Here is an 18,074-nt window from a genome sequence, read left to right on the forward strand (position 1 = left end):
GCCCGAGGGCGGATTCGCCCCTGCAGCATCGGTGCGAAATTAATGCGAAAGGACGCCGTTCACCAGAATAGACGTAATGATGCCGGTGGCCGCCGCAATCAGGACATAGTTGCCGTTAATATACGACCAGTGCTGCCCCTGCGGAGGCGGCGGCAGGCCGCGATCGTTCCAGTTGCTGACCCGATAATCATTCCCGCGATAACGCTCCGGCGCAGGTTGCCCCTTACGGAAGTCATGCCCGTTCCACGCAAAGTGGTCTTGTTCATGACGTTCCTGATGCGACTTCCCTTGTGCATGATTATTGCCGCGATTGTCGCCGGGGTTGTGACGATCCGAGCCGCGATTATCCGCGCCCTGACGATGGCTGTCGCCGTTGCCCTGAGGACCATTATTACCCGGTCCCTGCTGACGATTGCCGTCCGGACTACCGTGCCCAGAGCCGTTTTGCCACACCTGCTGTTGGCCTGGGTTACCGTTGCCGTTCGGGCCGTCGGCCCAGGCTAACGAGCTTAATGCGCAGGACAACATAACGGCCAGAGAAATCATTTTTTTCATTGTACACCTCCTGATATGCCTCCTTTTTACCGCCGGAATGTGGAGAAAGAGTGAGTATCAGGATATCCAGGACAATTCCTGGCATTATCGTTCGCTATCAACGCCGCGAGTGGCGTCGCCGCGACGTCATCACCGTCGCTGCCGATGAGGGGCAAAAAAGGGGCAAAAAAAAGGCCGCTTTCGCGACCTTATTTTATGCAACGCTACCGGAATTATTCGGTGACTTTATTTTTCAGCTCTTCCGCACCCTGCTTGGTTTTATCCCAGCCTTTTTCGGTGGCGGCTTTAGTCTTATTCCAGCCTTTTTCCGTCCCTTCTTTGGTCTTATCCCAACCCTTCTCCGTCCCTTCTTTGGTCTTATTCCAGGTTTTTTGAGCACCTTCGCTCACCTGGCTGCCGACGCTGTCGCTTTTACCTTGCGCCGCGTGTTCGGCTTTCAGCTTCTGCTCTTCGCCCTCGTTCTGGGCCTGGTGCAGTTTTTCTTTCGCCGTATTCGCCCCTTCATGGGCCGCCGCGACGGTATCATCAGTTGCGTGTGTTGTCGCAGCAAAAACAGGGGCTGCTACCAGAATCGCAGATAACGCAATCATTGCTTTTTTCATCATTTCCTCTCTAACGTGCTTAATGTTATGAGTCATCAACAGCATGGCATAACATTCCGGTCATGACTTTAGGGATAGTTCTTAAAACCAGCGCCGTCTATTTTTCCCATTTTTCAGTCTTACCACCACGCTATTCAGGATGCACCAGCAAATTCCAGTAAGTTGTTACATTTTATGAAAATGCTTTTTCATATACCTGCCGTTTATTTTTATACGCGAATAATTATCAAAATCATTATATTTATAAATATGCAAACGGAACTCAAATTATGGCAAGAAAATCAGTAAGTTCACTCATTCTTACTGCCTTAATCTCGATCCCCGCGCTTAGCTACGCGACGCAATATCCCCTCACGGTTACCGACCTCGATGGCCGTCAGATAACGCTCCAGCATGAACCCCAGCGCATCATCCTGCAGGATGGACGGGATCTCATGTCGCTGGCGCTGCTGGATCGGGACAACCCGTTTCAACGCGTTGTGGCCTGGAACAACCTGGCGAAAAAGCAGGACGTGGCGACCTGGAAAATGCTGCAGCAGAAGTGGCCGCAGTCAGCAGCCATTCTTGATATGGGCTTTAGCGACAAAGGCAACGTTGACCTGGAAAGCGTCCTCTCCCGCCAGCCCGATCTGATGATTGCACAGCTGCGCGCAAAGCCGGCGCTGACCGAAAGCGGGGTGATCGGCAAACTTACCGCACTGAAGATTCCGGTGTTATTTGTCGATTATGAAGTCAATCCTTCCCGCGATACCGCCCCCAGCATCGACCTGTTAGGTCAGGTGCTTAACCGTGAGAGCAACGCCAAAGCTTATACCGATTTCTACCGCCGGCACCTGCACGCTATCGAGCAGCAAACGGCCACAATCACCCCAAAAGCCACGGTTTTCGTCGAAGCGCTGGCCGGCAATAGCGACGCCTGCTGCTTTACCCACGGGCACAGCGGTTGGGGCGGATTAGTGGAAGCCGTCGGCGCCACTAATGTTGGCTCCCAGCTGCTTCCCGGCGCCTCCGGATTTGTATCGCTGGAAAAAATTATCAGCATGAAGCCCGATGCCTACATCATGACAGGTTCGAAGCGCGGCAACAGCCAGGTACTGCCGCTAGGCTACCAGGTCAGCCAGCAGGAGGTTAATGCCCAGGGTGAAGCGCTGCTGGCGAGAACCGGCGTCAGCGATATCCCGGCGGTAAAAGCGAAGCGGGCCTACGGGGTTTACCACCATTTCTATAACCATCCGTGGAATATCGTCGGCATGGAGTACCTGGCAAAAGATATCTACCCGCGGGCGTTCACTACCCTGAATCCCGATGAGACGTACCACGACATCGTGCGTCGCTTTACCTCCCTGCCAGACCTGCCGTTCGTTTTTTCCTGGAAACAAGGTGAGTAACCCGCATGAGTTCGACTACTGAACCCGGCATCCGTATACGGAATACCGGTACCGACGGCGTGATGGCCCACTATCGCCAAATTCTGCGTCGCCGCATCGCATTGATGCTGCTGTTGTTGCTGCTGATTGTCGCCTCGCTGCTACTCGATTTCGTGCTCGGGCCGTCAGGCATGTCGCTACATACCCTATGGCAAACCCTGACGAACCCCGGCAGCGCAGCGGCCGGAACGCGGGTCATTGTCTGGGATATTCGTATGCCCTACGCGCTGATGGCAGTGGTGGTGGGCCTTGCTCTGGGCCTGGCCGGCGCAGAGATGCAAACGATCCTCAACAATCCGCTCGCCAGCCCTTTTACACTCGGCGTCTCCTCAGCGGCGGCGTTCGGCGCAGCGCTGGCCATCGTGCTGGGGATTGGCCTTCCCGGCATTCCCAACCAGTGGTTTACCTCCGCAAACGCGTTTCTGTTCGCCCTACTGGCCGCCCTGCTGCTGGACGGCATCACCCGCTGGACCCAGGTCGCCACTTCCGGGGTCATCTTATTTGGTATCGCGCTGGTATTTACCTTTAACGCCCTGGTATCGATGCTGCAGTTTGTTGCCAATGAGGACACGCTACAGGGCCTGGTGTTCTGGACCATGGGCAGTATCGATCGCGCCTCCTGGCAAAAAGTGGGGATTTTATTTGCCGTCCTGGCGGTCGTGATGCCACTTTCCATGCTGAATGCATGGAAGCTAACCGCGCTGCGCCTCGGCGAAGATCGGGCGATGAGTTTTGGCATCAACGTCCGTCGTCTGCGTCTGACCACGCTTTTGCGCATCAGCATCTTATCGGCGCTGTCGGTGGCCTTCGTTGGCCCAATCGGCTTTATTGGCCTCGTCGCACCGCACATTGCGCGCCTGGTTTTTGGTGAGGATCACCGCTTTTATCTGCCCGCCAGCGCCTTTATTGGCGCGCTGGTGCTATCGCTCGCCTCGGTGGCGTCGAAGAATCTGCTGCCCGGCGCGATCATCCCGGTAGGGATAGTCACCTCGCTGGTCGGTGTTCCCTTCTTCCTGAGCATTATTTTACGCCATCGGGGGAACGTATGAGCCTGCACACCCCAGCGGAATCGGGACTGGCGCTCGGCCATTTCAACGCCGGTTATCCGAAACGTCAGGTCATTCACGATCTGACTGTCCCTCATCTACCGTGCGGTAAAATCACGGCGCTTCTGGGTCCCAACGGCAGCGGGAAATCGACGCTAATGCGGGCGATGGCGGGCCTCGGCCCATCGACGGGGGAACTGTCACTGGCCGGAGAAAACCTGCTGACGCTACCGTTTGCCAGACGGGCAGAAAAAGTGGTCTATCTACCGCAAACGCTGCCTGCAGGCGTGCATCTGCACGTGCTGGAGTCAATTATCGTCGCCCGGCACGCTGCCGGAGGCGAACGTTCTGATAGCGAGGCGGAAGTCATGTCCCTGCTGCGCCAGCTGGGTATTGCACATCTGGCGTTAAGCTACCTGGACCAGCTTTCCGGCGGGCAAAAACAGCTCGTCGGCCTGGCCCAGTCGCTTATCCGCCAGCCGTCATTACTCCTGCTGGATGAACCGCTCAGCGCGCTGGATTTGAACTACCAGTTTCACGTGATGGACCTGGTACGCCAGGAGACCCGCCGGCGCAATATCATCACCCTGGTGGTGGTACATGATATTAATATTGCGTTGCGCCATGCCGATCATGTGCTGATGCTGAAGGAAGGCCAGCTGCTGGCCGACGGCGCGCCGTCGCAGGTGATTACGCCGGAGATACTTGCGTCGGTCTATGGCGTGCGCGGCCGGATTGAACCCTGTTCTCAGGGGATAATGCAGGTGATTATCGACGGTCTGGCAGAGGGATGATAAGACGCTGGCCAGGCACGTGAGTTGCCCGACCAGCGCCCGCTTAACGGCGTACGCAAACGACAGGTTAATGATCGAGATAAAGGTAGTTTTCCCAGCTTTTCATGCGGATCAGGATCTTCCTGATTAGCGACAGGTGCTCTAAATGGCCGGAGTAAACCGCCGCTTCAACATCGGTTCCCTGCGGCAGATGGTAGTTTTGTAGCCGCGTATCCGTCACCCGGAAGACCACCAGCGCCCGACCGCGGGTATCCAGATCGCGAGTTGTCAGCAATGTCCCCTGTCCCTGAAACTGACTCTCGCCAATCGCCGGCAGCACCTCGGCCACCTCGGCGTGAAATACCGTCCCCGGTACCGCCGGGAACAGGAGCTCGGCCTGCTCGCCTTTTTCCAGACGCTGCAACGAATTCTGGCGGAAGGCCGCCACGAACTCACGTTTGTCCGCTTCTCCCGTCGGGACAAAGGTCATCACCGGCTTCAGACCGAGGGCTGTCGACATCGTCCCGGGGCGTAAACCGACGGTGCTGACGTAGCCATCTGACGGGGCGCGAACGACGGTATTTTCCAGTTTAAACTCCGCCGCGCGCAGCTGCGCCAGCAGCGAGGCGACTTTGGTGTTTTCGCCGTTGACCACCGAATTCAGGTTATTGTGCGCCTGAACTACGCTCGCCTGAGCAGCGGCGACCGCGGCTTCATCGGCCTTCCAGCTCTGACGGCGGGTATCCACCATCTGATCTGAAAATGCGCCTTTGTCGTGGCCCGCCTGGAAGCGAGCATATTCCCGCTGCGCCCGATCGCGCAACGCTATCGCTTTTTGGAGATCGGCCTGGGCACTGTTGAGAGCGGCGTTGAGCGACAGCGCATCCTGGCTGGCCGCTTTGACCTGCGCTGTCAAATCATCAACCTGCGCCTGAAAGGGCGTCGGGTCGAGGGTGAACAAGACGTCCCCCTTGTGCAGCATTTGATTCGGCTGCACCGGCACGCTCATCACCCGGCCGCGCGTTTGCGAGACAACAGGCACCGTGCGAAAGACCTGTTTACCTATATCGGTGTAGGGGAAGTTATAGTTCATTCCCAGAATTAATGCGCCAATCAGTACCACCCCACCTAATACGGCGGTAGGCACCGTCCATTTATTCAGCGGAATACGGAAAATTTTAAATATCGCAATACTTAATGCGGCATAACACAGGAGCAGCAACGTTTCCATTATTCAGCCCCTTTATTATTTATATTGACTGCGGCACGCTGTTTCACCGCATTTAATTCCTGCTGAAGGGTGTCCAGACGAGTGCAGGCCTGTTCCAGGCGATGATGCAGGTCGCTCTGTTCTTGCGCCATTTTTTGCATCCCCCAGCCGCGGTCTTCACGCCACAGAGTGGCCCAAATCCACAGCAGCGGCCACAGGATATGCAGTGTAAACAGGCTCACCCATCCGGCGTAATGGATCGCATCCTGATGCGGATGATTTCTTTTTTTAGCAATTTCATAGGGGATATCGTGAATCACAATTACCCCGTAAAACAGGATCAGGACTACCGCAACGAGGATAGACAATGCAACATAATCCAGGGTCATAGAATAACTCCAGAGAGATAATTAAATTAAGCCGTAAGCGGAATGAAGGCGTCACGACGCCGGGGAAATAATTAAAAATAATTTTCCATGCGAGTATTAATCAGAATTTTTCAGGGATTTTCCGGTCAATGGAAATAAGCTGCCCTTTTTTCACCGTAATATATCCCCCCTCTTTCAGCGCCGCCAGCACCTGATAGACATAGCTTCTTGAAAGATTCGTTCGTTTGATAATAAAAGCGGACAAACTTTCGCGCTTGCCGGTATCAATTTCGCGGCGGTACAGATAGCGAAAGAGCATCGACTTGATGGTCTGGAACCCCGACAGATTGCCTCTTTCATTGCTGACATCCAGTACGAAGATGCCCATATAAACCAGAATCGTCGTCAGCTCTTTCATGTACTGCGGCGACGAATGATAAAAAATACGTTCAAAATCGCTGGCGGCAATTTTGCTAAAGCGACAATTTTCCTGGCAGCGGTAGAAGAATCTGGCCGGCGGACAATAGTGCTCCAGCAGGCCCAACGGCATATTTTCAATAACAATACCCAGCAGATTTTGCTCATCGTCTACGGCAAGGGTCACCTGCCCTTGCCGCAAAAAGTAGATGAACCCTTCTGCGGGCTGGAAACGCTCGCCGCTGGCCAGCTCAAGATCTTCACCGCAGGCAATAACCTCTGGCAGATGGCTTGTCAGCTCCAGCGACTGGTAAAAAGCGTGAATATTGCCAAAACGACTCACCATCCTTAAATACGCTCTCCCTCGCTCGCCGGCAGTGGGCAAATCATTGCTTCACAAAATATAGCGAAGAACACCAGGCAGTAAAAGTCCACAGCTGGAGTTCTGCCTCCGGGAACGATGCTCCCCGCTTCCGTCACGCCGTTTTTTGTCCTGCTTCTCACTTTATCGATCGCAGCGTTTCGTTCATCGGCGGGCTATGCTTAAATAAGCTAAACCGGTTTAATTAAGTTTAGCATTGAGGTGAAAACAGTATGAATGCAAAAGTTTGGGTGCTTGGGGATGCGGTAGTGGACCTGCTGCCGGAAAGCGGCGGTCGCCTGTTGCAGTGTCCCGGCGGCGCACCGGCCAATGTGGCGGTAGGTATCGCCCGCCTGGGTGGCAACAGCGGGTTTATCGGCCGCGTCGGCGACGATCCTTTTGGCCGCTTTATGCAGCAAACTCTGCGCGAGGAACAGGTGGATACCCGCTACATGCGCTGCGATCCGCAGCACCGGACCTCTACCGTGGTGGTCGATCTCGATGGCGAAGGGGAAAGAACCTTTACCTTTATGGTACGCCCCAGCGCGGATCTGTTTTTACAGCCGGAAGACCTTCCGCCCTTCGCCGCCAACGAATGGCTGCACGTCTGCTCCATCGCGCTCAGCGCCGAACCCAGCCGCAGCACAACCTTCGCGGCGATGGAGAGAATAAAATTAGCCGGCGGTCGGGTCAGCTTTGACCCCAATATCCGCGCGGATCTCTGGCAGGACCCGGAGCTGCTGCACGCCTGTCTCGATCGCGCGCTGCGTCTGGCAAACGTGGTAAAACTGTCCGAAGAAGAGCTGACGTTAATCAGCGGCAGAGACGATTTAGTCGAAGGGATAACCGCCCTGACCCAGCGCTACCAGCCTGAACTTCTGCTGGTCACTCAGGGTAAAGCCGGGGTGCTCACCGCTTTTCAGCAGCAGTTAACCCACTTCTCCGCGCAGCCGGTGGTCAGCGTCGATACGACCGGCGCAGGCGATGCGTTTGTCGCCGGGCTGCTTGCCAGTCTTGCCGCGAAGGGAATGCCAACGGATCCCGCGGCGCTGGAACCGGCAATCATGCAGGCGCAAACCTGCGGAGCGCTGGCCACTACCGCCAAAGGGGCGATGACCGCCCTTCCCTACCAGCACGATCTTAACCTCTCATTTTGATCCTTTCGGGCTGCTCTGGCGGCCCACTTTGTTGCATCCATCACATTTATTAAATCGGTTTAGCAATTTATATTCACAGATGTTAAAGGTCATGTTTAACATAGCGCCTAAACCGGTTTAGCAAAAACACAATAATGTCAATTTTACGTTTGGGATGCGACCTACATGTATAAAAAAAGCACACTCGCGGTTGTTATTACTTTGCTCACCGGCGCGGCCTCAGCTCATGCACAAACGGACCTCAGCAGTATCGAAGCCCGTTTGATCGCCCTGGAAAAACGCCTGCAGGATGCCGAAAACCGGGCACAGACCGCGGAAAACCGCGCCGAGTCGGCGGAGAAGAAAGTCGAGCAGCTCACCACCCAGCAGCAAAAAACCCAGGACAACACCCAGCAGGTAGCCCAGCGCACCGCCCAGCTGGAGAAAAAAGCCGACGAGAAAAGCGGGTTTGAGTTCCACGGCTACGCCCGCTCCGGCGTAATCATGAACGACTCCGCCGCCAGTACCAAATCCGGCGCCTATATGACACCGGCGGGGGAAACCGGCGGGGCCATCGGCCGTCTGGGGAACCAGGCCGACACCTATGTCGAAATGAACCTCGAACATAAGCAGACCCTGGATAACGGGGCAACGACGCGCTTCAAGGTGATGGTGGCCGACGGCCAAACCACCTACAACGACTGGACGGCAAGCAGCAGCGATTTGAACGTGCGCCAGGCTTTCGTCGAGCTGGGTAATCTGCCCACCTTCGAGGGTCCCTTCAAAGGTTCAACCCTGTGGGCCGGGAAACGTTTCGACCGCGACAACTTTGACATTCACTGGGTCGACTCCGACGTGGTATTCCTCGCCGGGACCGGCGGCGGTATTTACGACGTGAAGTGGAACGACAGCCTGCGGAGTAACTTCTCTTTATACGGGCGCAACTTCGGCGATATTGATGATTCAAGCAATAGCGTGCAGAACTACATCCTCAGCATGAATAACTTCATCGGCCCGGTGCAGGTGATGGTCAGCGGGATGCGGGCGAAAGATAATGATGAGCGCAAAGATACCAACGGTAATCTGGTCAAAGGCGATGCGGCAAATACCGGGGTACATACGCTGCTCGGTCTGCACAACGACAGCTTTTACGGCCTGCGTGAAGGGACCAGCAAAACGGCCCTGCTCTATGGCCACGGGCTGGGTGCCGAAGTGAAAGGCGTCGGTTCCGACGGCGGGTTGCGCCCGGGAGCAAATACCTGGCGCTTCGCCAGCTACGGCACCACGCCGCTCAGCGAGAACTGGTTTATCGCCCCGGCGGTGCTGGCGCAGAGCAGTAAAGATCGCTATGTCGATGGCGACAGCTACCAGTGGGCGACGCTCAACCTGCGTCTGATTCAGGAGATCACTCAGAACTTCGCCCTTGCTTACGAAGGCACCTACCAGTACATGGATCTCAAACCCGAAGGCTACAACGACCGCCATGCGGTGAACGGAAGTTTCTATAAACTCACCTTCGCCCCCACCTTTAAGGTCGGTAGCATTGGCGATTTCTTCAGCCGTCCGGAGATCCGTCTCTACACCTCGTGGATGGACTGGAGCAAAAAACTGGATAATTACGCCAGCGATGATGCCTTAGGCAGCAGCGGTTTTAAATCAGGCGGCGAATGGTCGTTCGGTATGCAAATGGAAACCTGGTTCTGACGGTTAGCGCCTGATGCCAGAAACACCGGGGCGGCGGCGAGTCGGCCATCGCCCCGGACACAATAACGACGCAGAGACTGCGCCCCCGTAAACCCGGGACCACAACACGATAATTATTACGCATTCAGAGGGTACTATGGATTTTGAACAGATTTCCCGCTCGCTGCTTCCGCTTCTGGGAGGTAAGGAAAACATCGCCAGCGCCGCGCACTGCGCCACGCGCCTGCGTCTGGTGCTGATCGATGATGCGCTCGCCGACCAGCAGGCTATCGGCAAAATTGAAGGCGTAAAAGGATGTTTTCGCAACGCCGGACAGATGCAGATTATTTTTGGCACCGGGGTGGTGAACAAAGTTTACGCCGCGTTTATTCAGGCCGCCGGCATCGGCGAATCCAGCAAGTCGGAAGCCGCCGATATCGCGGCGAAAAAGCTTAATCCGTTCCAGCGTATCGCCCGTCTGCTGTCAAACATCTTTGTACCCATTATTCCGGCTATCGTAGCCTCCGGTCTGCTGATGGGCCTGCTCGGCATGGTGAAAACCTACGGCTGGGTCGACCCGAGCAACGCTATCTACATTATTCTGGATATGTGCAGCTCGGCGGCGTTTATTATTCTGCCGATCCTGATTGGCTTTACCGCCGCCCGCGAATTTGGCGGTAACCCCTACCTTGGCGCGACGCTCGGGGGCATTCTGACCCACCCGGCGCTCACCAACGCCTGGGGCGTGGCCGCCGGTTTCCATACCATGAACTTCTTCGGCCTTGAGATTGCGATGATCGGCTATCAGGGTACGGTGTTCCCGGTGCTGCTGGCGGTATGGTTTATGAGCATTGTTGAGAAGCAGCTGCGCCGCGTCATCCCCGATGCGCTGGACCTGATCCTGACGCCGTTCCTGACGGTGATTATTTCCGGTTTTATCGCCCTGCTGATTATCGGTCCGGCGGGCCGCGCGCTGGGAGACGGCATCTCATTCGTGCTCAGTACGCTGATTACCCACGCCGGTTGGCTGGCTGGGCTGCTGTTTGGCGGTCTCTATTCGGTTATCGTGATTACCGGTATTCACCACAGCTTCCACGCTATCGAAGCCGGACTGCTGGGCAACCCCGCCATCGGCGTCAACTTCCTGCTGCCGATTTGGGCGATGGCCAACGTTGCTCAGGGCGGCGCCTGCCTGGCGGTGTGGTTTAAAACCAAAGATGCCAAAATCAAAGCCATTACCCTGCCATCGGCGTTTTCTGCCATGCTGGGTATCACCGAGGCGGCGATTTTTGGTATCAACTTACGCTTTGTGAAGCCGTTTATTGCAGCGCTGATCGGCGGCGCAGCGGGCGGCGCATGGGTCGTCTCCATGCACGTCTATATGACCGCGGTCGGCCTGACGGCGATTCCAGGCATGGCTATCGTGCAGGCCAGTTCGCTGCTGAACTACATTATCGGGATGGTCATCGCCTTCGGCGTTGCCTTTGTCGTCTCCCTGCTGCTGAAATACAAAACGGACGCGGAATAATGTCACTTCCATCACGCCTGCCTGCGATTTTGCAGGCCGTTATGCAAGGCCAGCCGCGCGCGCTGGCCGACAGCCACTATCCCCGCTGGCACCACGCGCCGGTCACCGGGCTGATGAACGATCCCAACGGCTTTGTCGAATTTGCCGGGCGCTATCACCTGTTCTATCAGTGGAACCCACTCGCCTGCGATCACACCTTCAAATGCTGGGGGCACTGGAGTTCTGCCGATCTGCTGCACTGGCGGCATGAACCGATTGCGCTGATGCCGGACGAAGAGTATGACCGCAACGGCTGCTACTCAGGCAGCGCGGTGGATAACAACGGGACGTTGACCCTGTGCTACACCGGTAACGTCAAATTTGCAGACGGCAGCCGGACCGCCTGGCAGTGCCTGGCGACGGAAAATCCCGACGGCACCTTCAACAAAACCGGCCCGGTCCTGCCGCTGCCAGAGGGCTATACCGGCCACGTGCGCGACCCGAAAGTCTGGCAGCATGAAGGCCGCTGGTACATGGTGCTGGGTGCGCAGGATCGGCAAAAGCGCGGCAAGGTGCTGCTGTTCAGCTCCGCAAATCTCCATGAGTGGACGAGCGAGGGCGAAATCGCCGGCGCCGGCATCAACGGACTGCACGATGCCGGTTATATGTGGGAGTGTCCGGACCTGTTCCCGCTTGGCGATCAGCATATTCTGATTTGCTGCCCGCAGGGGATTCCCGGCGAGAAAGAGCGCTATCTCAACACCTATCCGGCGGTGTGGATGGCCGGCGGCTTCGATTACGCCAGCGCCGCCTTCACGCACGGCGAGTTGCACGAGCTGGATGCCGGATTTGAGTTCTATGCCCCGCAAACCATGCAGACAGCCGACGGCCGTCGGCTGCTGGTTGGCTGGATGGGCGTACCGGACGGCGAGGAGATGCGCCAGCCGACGCGGGCCAACGGCTGGATCCACCAGATGACCTGCCTGCGCGAACTGGAGTGGGTGGACGGCAAACTCTATCAGCGCCCGCTGCGCGAACTGAGCGCCCTGCGCGGCGAAGTCCGCAGCTGGCAGGGCAACGTTCTGCCGCTGGCCCCGCTGGAAATCGCCCTCGATACCGCCGCTGACGACGCGTTTAGCCTCGATTTCGGCGGCGCGTTGACTCTCGAGCGCGATAGCCACGGCCTTCGTCTGGCGCGGCGCAGCCTCGCCAGCGACGAAATGCTCTATCGCTATTGGCGCGGCACGGTTCGCTCGCTGCGGATCTTCATCGACCAGTCGAGCGTGGAGATTTTCATTAACGACGGCGAAGGGGTGATGAGCAGCCGCCTCTTCCCGGACTATCCCGCACAGCTGGTTTTCAGCGGCGCGACGCCGGTAACATTCTGCTACTGGTCGCTGGAGCCATGCATGGTAGAATAAGCGTTTTAAATTCAGGCGCATGTTGTCGTGATGAAAACCAAACGCGTTACCATTAAAGATATCGCCGAGCTGGCGGGTGTCTCGAAAGCCACCGCCAGCCTGGTGCTGAACGGTCGTGGCAAAGAACTCCGCGTGGCGCAGGATACCCGCGAGCGCGTGCTGGCCATCGCGCGCGAACAACATTATCAGCCCAGTATTCACGCCCGCTCGCTGCGCGATAACCGTAGCCACACCATCGGTCTGGTGGTGCCTGAAATCACCAACTACGGGTTTGCCGTCTTCTCTCATGAGCTGGAAATGCTCTGCCGCGAGGCGGGCGTTCAGCTGCTGATCTCCTGTACCGACGAAAACCCCGGCCAGGAAACCATGGTGGTCAATAATATGATTGCCCGCCAGGTTGACGGGCTGATCGTCGCCTCCTGTATGCACAACGACGCCGATTACCTCAAGCTCAGCGAACAGCTGCCGGTGGTACTGTTTGACCGCTGTCCCAGCGACAGCACGCTGCCGCTGGTGATGACCGACTCCATCAGCCCAACGGCGGATCTGATTTCCCGCATCGCGCCTCAGCATCACGACGAGTTCTGGTTTCTCGGCGGGCAGCCGCGTCTGTCGCCCTCCCGCGATCGTCTGGCAGGGTTTACTCAGGGGCTGGCAAACGCCGGTGTCGAACTGCGTCCCGAGTGGGTGATTAACGGCAACTATCATCCGAGCTCCGGCTACGAGATGTTCGCCGCTCTCTGCGCGCGTCTCGGGCGGCCGCCAAAGGCGCTGTTCACCGCCGCCTGCGGTCTGTTGGAAGGGGTGCTGCGCTATATGAGCCAGCACCATCTACTGGATTCCGATATTCATCTGGCGAGCTTTGACGATCACTATCTCTACGATTCGCTATCGCTGCGTATCGACACCGTCCAGCAGGATAACCGTCAGCTGGCCTGGCACTGCTACGATCTGATAAGCCAGCTGATCGACGGCAACACGCCTGAGCCGCTACGGCGCTACCTGCCCGCGACGCTGCAGTTCCGCCATCGTTGATTCGCCAGGCGTTTTTAATTGACCAACTTGAATGAGACCGTGCGCGCGTATCTCTGCCGGGTGGCGGCTAACGCCTGACCCGGCCGACGAAAACCAAACACCGACCCGGCAAGGCATTAGCGCCACCGGGTGATAGCAGAGATGGTCTCTTGAATGGAACATCCCTGGCCTTTACCTCCCGTTAATAGAACACGCTCACGCATCCAGCCCGCTAATCCGCACCAGATGCACGGTGAGCCACAGCAGCTCGTTGCCGCCGAGGGTGATATCGAGCTGGGCCTTGACGTAATCGCGGATCCGCAGCGCGCAGCGGTAGGCCTCCGGATACTCCTTAATCACCTGCACCAGCAGAAAACTGTCCCGCGCGTCGTCCAGTTCCCCCTCCTGTAAACGCTGGAGGAAGAACTGCATATGGACCAGAAAGCGCGAGTAGTTAATCGATTCGGTGTCTATCTGCTGCTTAAAGTGGTACTGCACGAGATTAAAAATATCCTTCAGCATCTTCACCGACTGCATGGTCTGCGCCACGTCGTCACCCTCGCTCTGGCCGTTAACCAGATGAAAAGCGATATTTCCGGCCTCCTCCTCCGGCAGTTCAATCCCGTACTGCTGGCGAATAATCGTCACCGCGTCGCTGGCGACGCGGAACTGCTGCGGATAAAAACGTCTCACTTCCGGCAGCAGACGGTTTTGAATGGCGATCCCTTTGCGGCTGCGTTCGATGGCGAAGGTCAGGTGGTCGGCGAGGGTAAAGAAAATCTGCTCGCGAACCTTGCTGGCAAGCTGCATATTGGCGCGGGAAATAATCATCGCGGCCATTTCGATGACCTCGTCCGGGATGGCGGAGAGCGCCTCGAGATAGCCGCTGCGCGCGCCAAGCGCCTGGGTCACGAATCGCTTCTCTATCTTCTCCGGATCAATCTCATCCCCGGGTCTGCTGTTGAAGCCAATGCCTTTCCCCATGACGATAACCTCCCGGTCATCGTCATCCATAGAGAGCACGAGGCTATTATTGAGCACCTTCTGAACAATCATCTCTGCGACTCATCGTGGTTGCCGTTTTGCGCGATGACATCCTTATACCACCAGAAGCTGCGTTTACGGATCCTTTGCAGACGCTTCAGGTCATCCTCACCGCGATCGACATAAATAAAACCGTAGCGCTTGGCATATCCCTGATGGGTGCTGACCACGTCAATTGCCGCCCACGGGCAGTAGCCCATCAGCTCGACGCCGTCGGCAATCGCCAGGCGCATTTGCTCAATATGCGCCTGTAAGAAGGCGATGCGGTAATCGTCATTCACCGTCCCGTCATGCTCGAGCTTATCCGGCGCGCCCATGCCGTTTTCGCTAATCAGAACTGGCAGACCGTAGCGCTCGCACACTTTGCGCAGCGTCAGGCGCAGCCCCACCGGGTCGACGACCCAGCCGTAGGGGGTTTTGCCGACCCACGGGTTTTCCGCCGGGCGATAAACCCCCTCTTCGCCCAGCATAATTTGCTGGTCGCCCGCGCGAGGCGCAACGTCTGCGCCGTCGCCCCGACTGGCGGCAATAGTGGCGGTGGAGTAGTAGTTAATGGCGATAAAGTCCGGCTGCCCCTGCTGCAAAATCAGCGCATCCTCTGGCTGCACTTGCGGCGCGAGGCCGCGATCCTGCATATAGGCCCACGCCAGGGCGTTGTAGCGGCCATGCACCGCCACATCCAGAAAGCTCCAGCAGCGCAGCGTCTCCCAGTTATGCGCGGCAATGGCATCCTCCGGTTTACAGCTTTCGGCGTACATCGAGGTGGTATTTATCGCCGGGCCGATACGCACTCCGGGAAACTCGCGGTGGCACAGGGCGAAGATCTGCGCCTGGGCCAGCATCATATGGTGATTTTGCTGGTACAGCGCCTTCTTGTCCGGCAGTGGGCGATCGGCGGGCACGCCAATCGCCCCGGGGTGGAGGATCATGGTGTTTTGTTCGTTAATCGTCAGCCAGAGCGGGACTTTAGCGGCAAACTCGCTGAACAGCAGCCGGGCATAGCGCACGAAGGCCTCCCCGGTGTTGCGGTTCAGCCAGCCGCCTTTGAGCTCCAGCGCCCACGGCAGGTCGAAGTGGTACAGCGTCACAATGGGGGTGATCCCGTGGCGCGTCAGGGCGTCGATCAGCCGATGATAAAAGGCCAGCCCGCCCGGATTCACCGGGCCGTCGCCGTCCGGGATCACCCGCGACCAGGCCACCGAAAAGCGGTAGGCCTTCAGCCCCATCTCCGCCATCAGCGCGACGTCTTCCTCCACGCGATGGTAGTGGTCGCTGGCGATGCGGAAGTCCGCCGTTCCCGGCGGATGGCTGAGCATATCGACCACCGACGGCCCCTTACCGTCTTCATTCCACGCGCCCTCAACCTGATAGGCCGAAGTGGACGCCCCCCACAGAAAACCATCCGGGAACCGGGCCTGCTGTTGATAAATCATGCCTGCGCCTCCTTAGCGGATTGCACCATCAGCGGTTCACCGTAATCCACCTGCGCGGCGGCGGTGAGGCGCAGAGAGTGCCGCTCATCGCCGTTGACCACAATCACCGGGGTAATCAGGTCGTACCCGGCCTGCTCGATGGCCGAAATATCGAAGCGGATCAGCGCCTGCCCGACCTCCACGCTATCGCCCACCTTCAGCGCCGAGCTAAAGTGCTGGCCGTTAAGATTGACGGTGTCGATACCAATATGGATCAGCAGCTCAAGACCGCTGTCGCTCTGCAGACCAACCGCGTGGCAGGAGGGCAGAAACATCATCACCTTGCCGCTAAACGGCGCGCGCAGCACCCCTTCCTGCGGACGAATCGCCACGCCCTCGCCCAGCAGACCGCCGGAAAAAACATCGTCGTTCACTTCGCTGAGCGCTACCACCTGGCCGCGCAGCGGACTTAATACTTCAAACTCGCCCTCGCTTTTCGCGCTGACCGCGGGCTGCGGCGCCTCGCTCACCTCCTCTTGCTCCTGCGGAACCTCTTTGAAGGCGATAAACCAGGTCAAGGTAAAGGTCACCACGATGGAAATCGCGCAGGTCACCAGCGCATGGACGATATTCATCGGGTTTTCGCCGATAAACGCCGGCAGCGCCGCCAGTCCCGGGGAGACAAAAGCGTAGCGTACCAGCCCGCTCACCCCGGCGTAGACCCCGGCACAGCCGCCGCCGATCATCGCGGCAATCAGCACCCGGCGGAACTTGAGCAGCACCCCGTACAGCGCCGGTTCGGTGATCCCCAGCAGCGCGGTAAAGCCCGACGAAGAGGCCAGCTGGCGCAGGTTGCTATTTTTGGTTTTCAGCGCCACGCACAGCGTCGCCGCGCCCATCGCCACGTTTGATGCCAGCATCCCCGGCCCGTTAATCATCTCGTAACCGCTTTTACTCAGCTGACCGGTGGCGATCGGCGTCATCGCCCATGCGGTACCGGTAATGATCAGGAAGGGCTGCAGGGTGCCCATCAGCATCGGGATCAACCAGCTGGCGTGGCGATCGATAGCCCCCGCCCCCGCGGCAACCAGGTCGTTAAGCAAAATGCCCGCCGGGCCGACAACCACCAGCGCCAGCGGCGCGGTAATCAGCAGAATCAGCATCGGCTTGACGAAAAACTTGATAATCGATGGCGACACTTTTTCGGCAAAACGCTCCACCCACGACATCAGCCACACGGTCAGAATGATCGGCAGCACCGACCCGGCGTAATCGGAAAGCAGGACGTTGATACCGACAAAATCGACCGCTTTACCGGCCGCCAGCATCTGGCCGATGCCGGGATGCAGCAGCACGCCCGCGAGAGTCATCGCCAGAATCGGGTTGCATTCAAACTTCAGCGACGCCCCGTAGGCCAGCAGCACCGGCAGGAAGAAGAAGGCGGCGTCGGCAATGATATTGAGCAGTTGCCAGGTCGAGCTGGTTTCGCTAATCACGCCGGTAAGCTTGAGAATGGCCAACAGCGCTTTAATCATCCCCGCGCCGGTGATCGCCGGGATCACCGGGGTAAATGTGGTCGAGATGACGCTGATAACCCGCGCAACGATGCCGGTCGGTTTGGCGTTTTTATCGCCGCCGGTCGGGCTTTTCTTCTCAGGCAGGGCCTTATTGAGCAGGCGATAAACCCGCTGCACCTCATTGCCGATAACAATCTGGAACTGGCCGCCCTTCTCCACGACGCTGATCACGCCGGGGATAGTGCCAATCTGCGCATCGTTAACCTTCGCGCGGTCGTTGAACTCCATGCGCAGCCGGGTCGCGCAATGGGTGAGCATGCGGATATTCTCCGCACCGCCCACCGCGTGGAGGATTTTGTCTGCTGTTTCGTTATAGTTCATAGTGTTCCCTGGTGTTGGGGCAAAAAAAAAGACCAAAACAGAGACGCTCCCCTTGGCGGGAGAGCATTTCTATTTTGGTCTTGCCTGCTTTCGCAGTAGCACGCCATCATAAAAATGGGTTATTTCGGCGGATTATCTAAGCGTCCCTGCGCAATGACAACGGCGACCGGACAAAAGTGTGAGCTGGATTAAGTAAATTC

General features: G+C 57.6%; 16 protein-coding genes. 8 read left to right on the forward strand and 8 right to left on the reverse strand.

Going from position 1 to position 18,074, the window contains the following annotated elements; all coding sequences use genetic code 11:
* Positions 1-39: 39 nt before the first annotated feature.
* Together OQV00_RS19775 and OQV00_RS19780 are read right to left on the reverse strand one after the other, a co-directional pair.
* On the reverse strand, positions 40-555 hold the full coding sequence (locus OQV00_RS19775; protein WP_004859066.1) for an RcnB family protein: 516 nt from the start codon (positions 553-555) through the stop codon (positions 40-42).
* 212 nt (positions 556-767) lie between these two features.
* A complete protein-coding gene (locus tag OQV00_RS19780) occupies positions 768-1,157 on the reverse strand; it encodes a hypothetical protein (protein WP_015584967.1) in 390 nt (129 codons plus the stop codon).
* 269 nt (positions 1,158-1,426) lie between these two features.
* Here OQV00_RS19780 and OQV00_RS19785 point away from each other — a divergent pair, with 269 nt between their 5' ends.
* Genes OQV00_RS19785 through OQV00_RS19795 form a run of 3 tightly spaced genes read left to right on the forward strand, consistent with a single transcriptional unit; the run spans position 1,427 to position 4,424 of the window.
* A complete protein-coding gene (locus OQV00_RS19785) occupies positions 1,427-2,545 on the forward strand; it encodes an ABC transporter substrate-binding protein (RefSeq protein ID WP_015584968.1) in 1,119 nt (372 codons plus the stop codon).
* Between the two features lie 59 nt (positions 2,546-2,604).
* Positions 2,605-3,633, forward strand: coding sequence for a FecCD family ABC transporter permease (locus OQV00_RS19790; RefSeq protein WP_160873239.1), 1,029 nt, complete (start codon positions 2,605-2,607; stop codon positions 3,631-3,633).
* Positions 3,630-4,424: an ABC transporter ATP-binding protein gene (locus OQV00_RS19795; protein WP_044349161.1), complete on the forward strand. Its 795-nt coding sequence runs from the start codon at positions 3,630-3,632 to the stop codon at positions 4,422-4,424. Before OQV00_RS19790 ends, OQV00_RS19795 begins: the two co-directional genes overlap by 4 nt.
* Positions 4,425-4,491: 67 nt before the next feature.
* Here the strand turns inward: OQV00_RS19795 and OQV00_RS19800 are convergent, their stop codons facing one another.
* From OQV00_RS19800 to OQV00_RS19810, 3 genes are all read right to left on the reverse strand, one after another.
* On the reverse strand, positions 4,492-5,634 hold the full coding sequence (locus OQV00_RS19800; RefSeq protein ID WP_032716812.1) for an HlyD family secretion protein: 1,143 nt from the start codon (positions 5,632-5,634) through the stop codon (positions 4,492-4,494).
* Positions 5,634-6,002, reverse strand: a complete 369-nt coding sequence (locus OQV00_RS19805) for a DUF3302 domain-containing protein (RefSeq protein ID WP_266279290.1) — start codon at positions 6,000-6,002, stop codon at positions 5,634-5,636. The genes OQV00_RS19800 and OQV00_RS19805 overlap by 1 nt, the downstream gene beginning before the upstream one ends.
* Before the next feature lie 100 nt (positions 6,003-6,102).
* Complete coding sequence (locus tag OQV00_RS19810) at positions 6,103-6,744, reverse strand: helix-turn-helix domain-containing protein (RefSeq protein WP_032716810.1); 642 nt, start codon at positions 6,742-6,744, stop codon at positions 6,103-6,105.
* Between the two features lie 248 nt (positions 6,745-6,992).
* Between OQV00_RS19810 and OQV00_RS19815 the strand changes: the two genes are divergently transcribed.
* The 5 genes from OQV00_RS19815 (at position 6,993) to OQV00_RS19835 (ending at position 13,541) form a co-directional block, all read left to right on the forward strand.
* Positions 6,993-7,916, forward strand: a complete 924-nt coding sequence (locus tag OQV00_RS19815) for an aminoimidazole riboside kinase (protein ID WP_266279293.1) — start codon at positions 6,993-6,995, stop codon at positions 7,914-7,916.
* Between the two features lie 165 nt (positions 7,917-8,081).
* Entirely contained in the window at positions 8,082-9,599 is a 1,518-nt protein-coding gene (locus tag OQV00_RS19820; RefSeq protein WP_004859034.1) for a carbohydrate porin, read from the forward strand.
* Positions 9,600-9,735: 136 nt separating this feature from the next.
* A complete protein-coding gene (locus OQV00_RS19825; RefSeq protein ID WP_004859031.1) occupies positions 9,736-11,106 on the forward strand; it encodes a sucrose-specific PTS transporter subunit IIBC in 1,371 nt (456 codons plus the stop codon).
* Positions 11,106-12,506 carry a sucrose-6-phosphate hydrolase gene (locus tag OQV00_RS19830; protein WP_099842888.1) on the forward strand — a complete coding sequence of 467 codons (1,401 nt, stop codon included), beginning with the start codon at positions 11,106-11,108 and terminating at the stop codon, positions 12,504-12,506. Before OQV00_RS19825 ends, OQV00_RS19830 begins: the two co-directional genes overlap by 1 nt.
* 30 nt (positions 12,507-12,536) lie before the next feature.
* Complete coding sequence (locus OQV00_RS19835; protein WP_071359210.1) at positions 12,537-13,541, forward strand: LacI family DNA-binding transcriptional regulator; 1,005 nt, start codon at positions 12,537-12,539, stop codon at positions 13,539-13,541.
* 195 nt (positions 13,542-13,736) lie between these two features.
* On the opposite strand, the gene licT is transcribed toward OQV00_RS19835, so the two are convergent.
* The 3 genes from licT to OQV00_RS19850 are packed head-to-tail and all read right to left on the reverse strand — an operon-like array spanning position 13,737 to position 17,874.
* Positions 13,737-14,576, reverse strand: a complete 840-nt coding sequence (gene licT, locus OQV00_RS19840) for a BglG family transcription antiterminator LicT (RefSeq protein WP_004859023.1) — start codon at positions 14,574-14,576, stop codon at positions 13,737-13,739.
* Complete coding sequence (locus OQV00_RS19845; RefSeq protein ID WP_142631592.1) at positions 14,573-15,997, reverse strand: glycoside hydrolase family 1 protein; 1,425 nt, start codon at positions 15,995-15,997, stop codon at positions 14,573-14,575. Before OQV00_RS19845 ends, licT begins: the two co-directional genes overlap by 4 nt.
* Positions 15,994-17,874, reverse strand: coding sequence for a beta-glucoside-specific PTS transporter subunit IIABC (locus OQV00_RS19850; RefSeq protein ID WP_266279296.1), 1,881 nt, complete (start codon positions 17,872-17,874; stop codon positions 15,994-15,996). Before OQV00_RS19850 ends, OQV00_RS19845 begins: the two co-directional genes overlap by 4 nt.
* Between the last annotated feature and the right edge of the window lie 200 nt (positions 17,875-18,074).

The organism is Klebsiella sp. DY2415 (assembly GCF_026314315.1).
GTDB classification, from domain to species: Bacteria; Pseudomonadota; Gammaproteobacteria; order Enterobacterales; family Enterobacteriaceae; genus Klebsiella; species Klebsiella ornithinolytica.

Coding starts and splice junctions, on each gene's coding strand:
- OQV00_RS19815 (WP_266279293.1), top strand. CDS start 6,993: ATGAATGCAAAAGTTTGGGTGCTTGGGGATGCGGTAGTGGACCTGCTG.
- OQV00_RS19845 (WP_142631592.1), bottom strand. CDS start 15,997: ATGATTTATCAACAGCAGGCCCGGTTCCCGGATGGTTTTCTGTGGGGG.
- OQV00_RS19775 (WP_004859066.1), bottom strand. CDS start 555: ATGAAAAAAATGATTTCTCTGGCCGTTATGTTGTCCTGCGCATTAAGC.
- OQV00_RS19795 (WP_044349161.1), top strand. CDS start 3,630: ATGAGCCTGCACACCCCAGCGGAATCGGGACTGGCGCTCGGCCATTTC.
- OQV00_RS19850 (WP_266279296.1), bottom strand. CDS start 17,874: ATGAACTATAACGAAACAGCAGACAAAATCCTCCACGCGGTGGGCGGT.
- OQV00_RS19800 (WP_032716812.1), bottom strand. CDS start 5,634: ATGGAAACGTTGCTGCTCCTGTGTTATGCCGCATTAAGTATTGCGATA.
- OQV00_RS19785 (WP_015584968.1), top strand. CDS start 1,427: ATGGCAAGAAAATCAGTAAGTTCACTCATTCTTACTGCCTTAATCTCG.
- licT (WP_004859023.1), bottom strand. CDS start 14,576: ATGATTGTTCAGAAGGTGCTCAATAATAGCCTCGTGCTCTCTATGGAT.
- OQV00_RS19805 (WP_266279290.1), bottom strand. CDS start 6,002: ATGACCCTGGATTATGTTGCATTGTCTATCCTCGTTGCGGTAGTCCTG.
- OQV00_RS19810 (WP_032716810.1), bottom strand. CDS start 6,744: ATGGTGAGTCGTTTTGGCAATATTCACGCTTTTTACCAGTCGCTGGAG.
- OQV00_RS19825 (WP_004859031.1), top strand. CDS start 9,736: ATGGATTTTGAACAGATTTCCCGCTCGCTGCTTCCGCTTCTGGGAGGT.
- OQV00_RS19820 (WP_004859034.1), top strand. CDS start 8,082: ATGTATAAAAAAAGCACACTCGCGGTTGTTATTACTTTGCTCACCGGC.
- OQV00_RS19780 (WP_015584967.1), bottom strand. CDS start 1,157: ATGAAAAAAGCAATGATTGCGTTATCTGCGATTCTGGTAGCAGCCCCT.
- OQV00_RS19830 (WP_099842888.1), top strand. CDS start 11,106: ATGTCACTTCCATCACGCCTGCCTGCGATTTTGCAGGCCGTTATGCAA.
- OQV00_RS19835 (WP_071359210.1), top strand. CDS start 12,537: ATGAAAACCAAACGCGTTACCATTAAAGATATCGCCGAGCTGGCGGGT.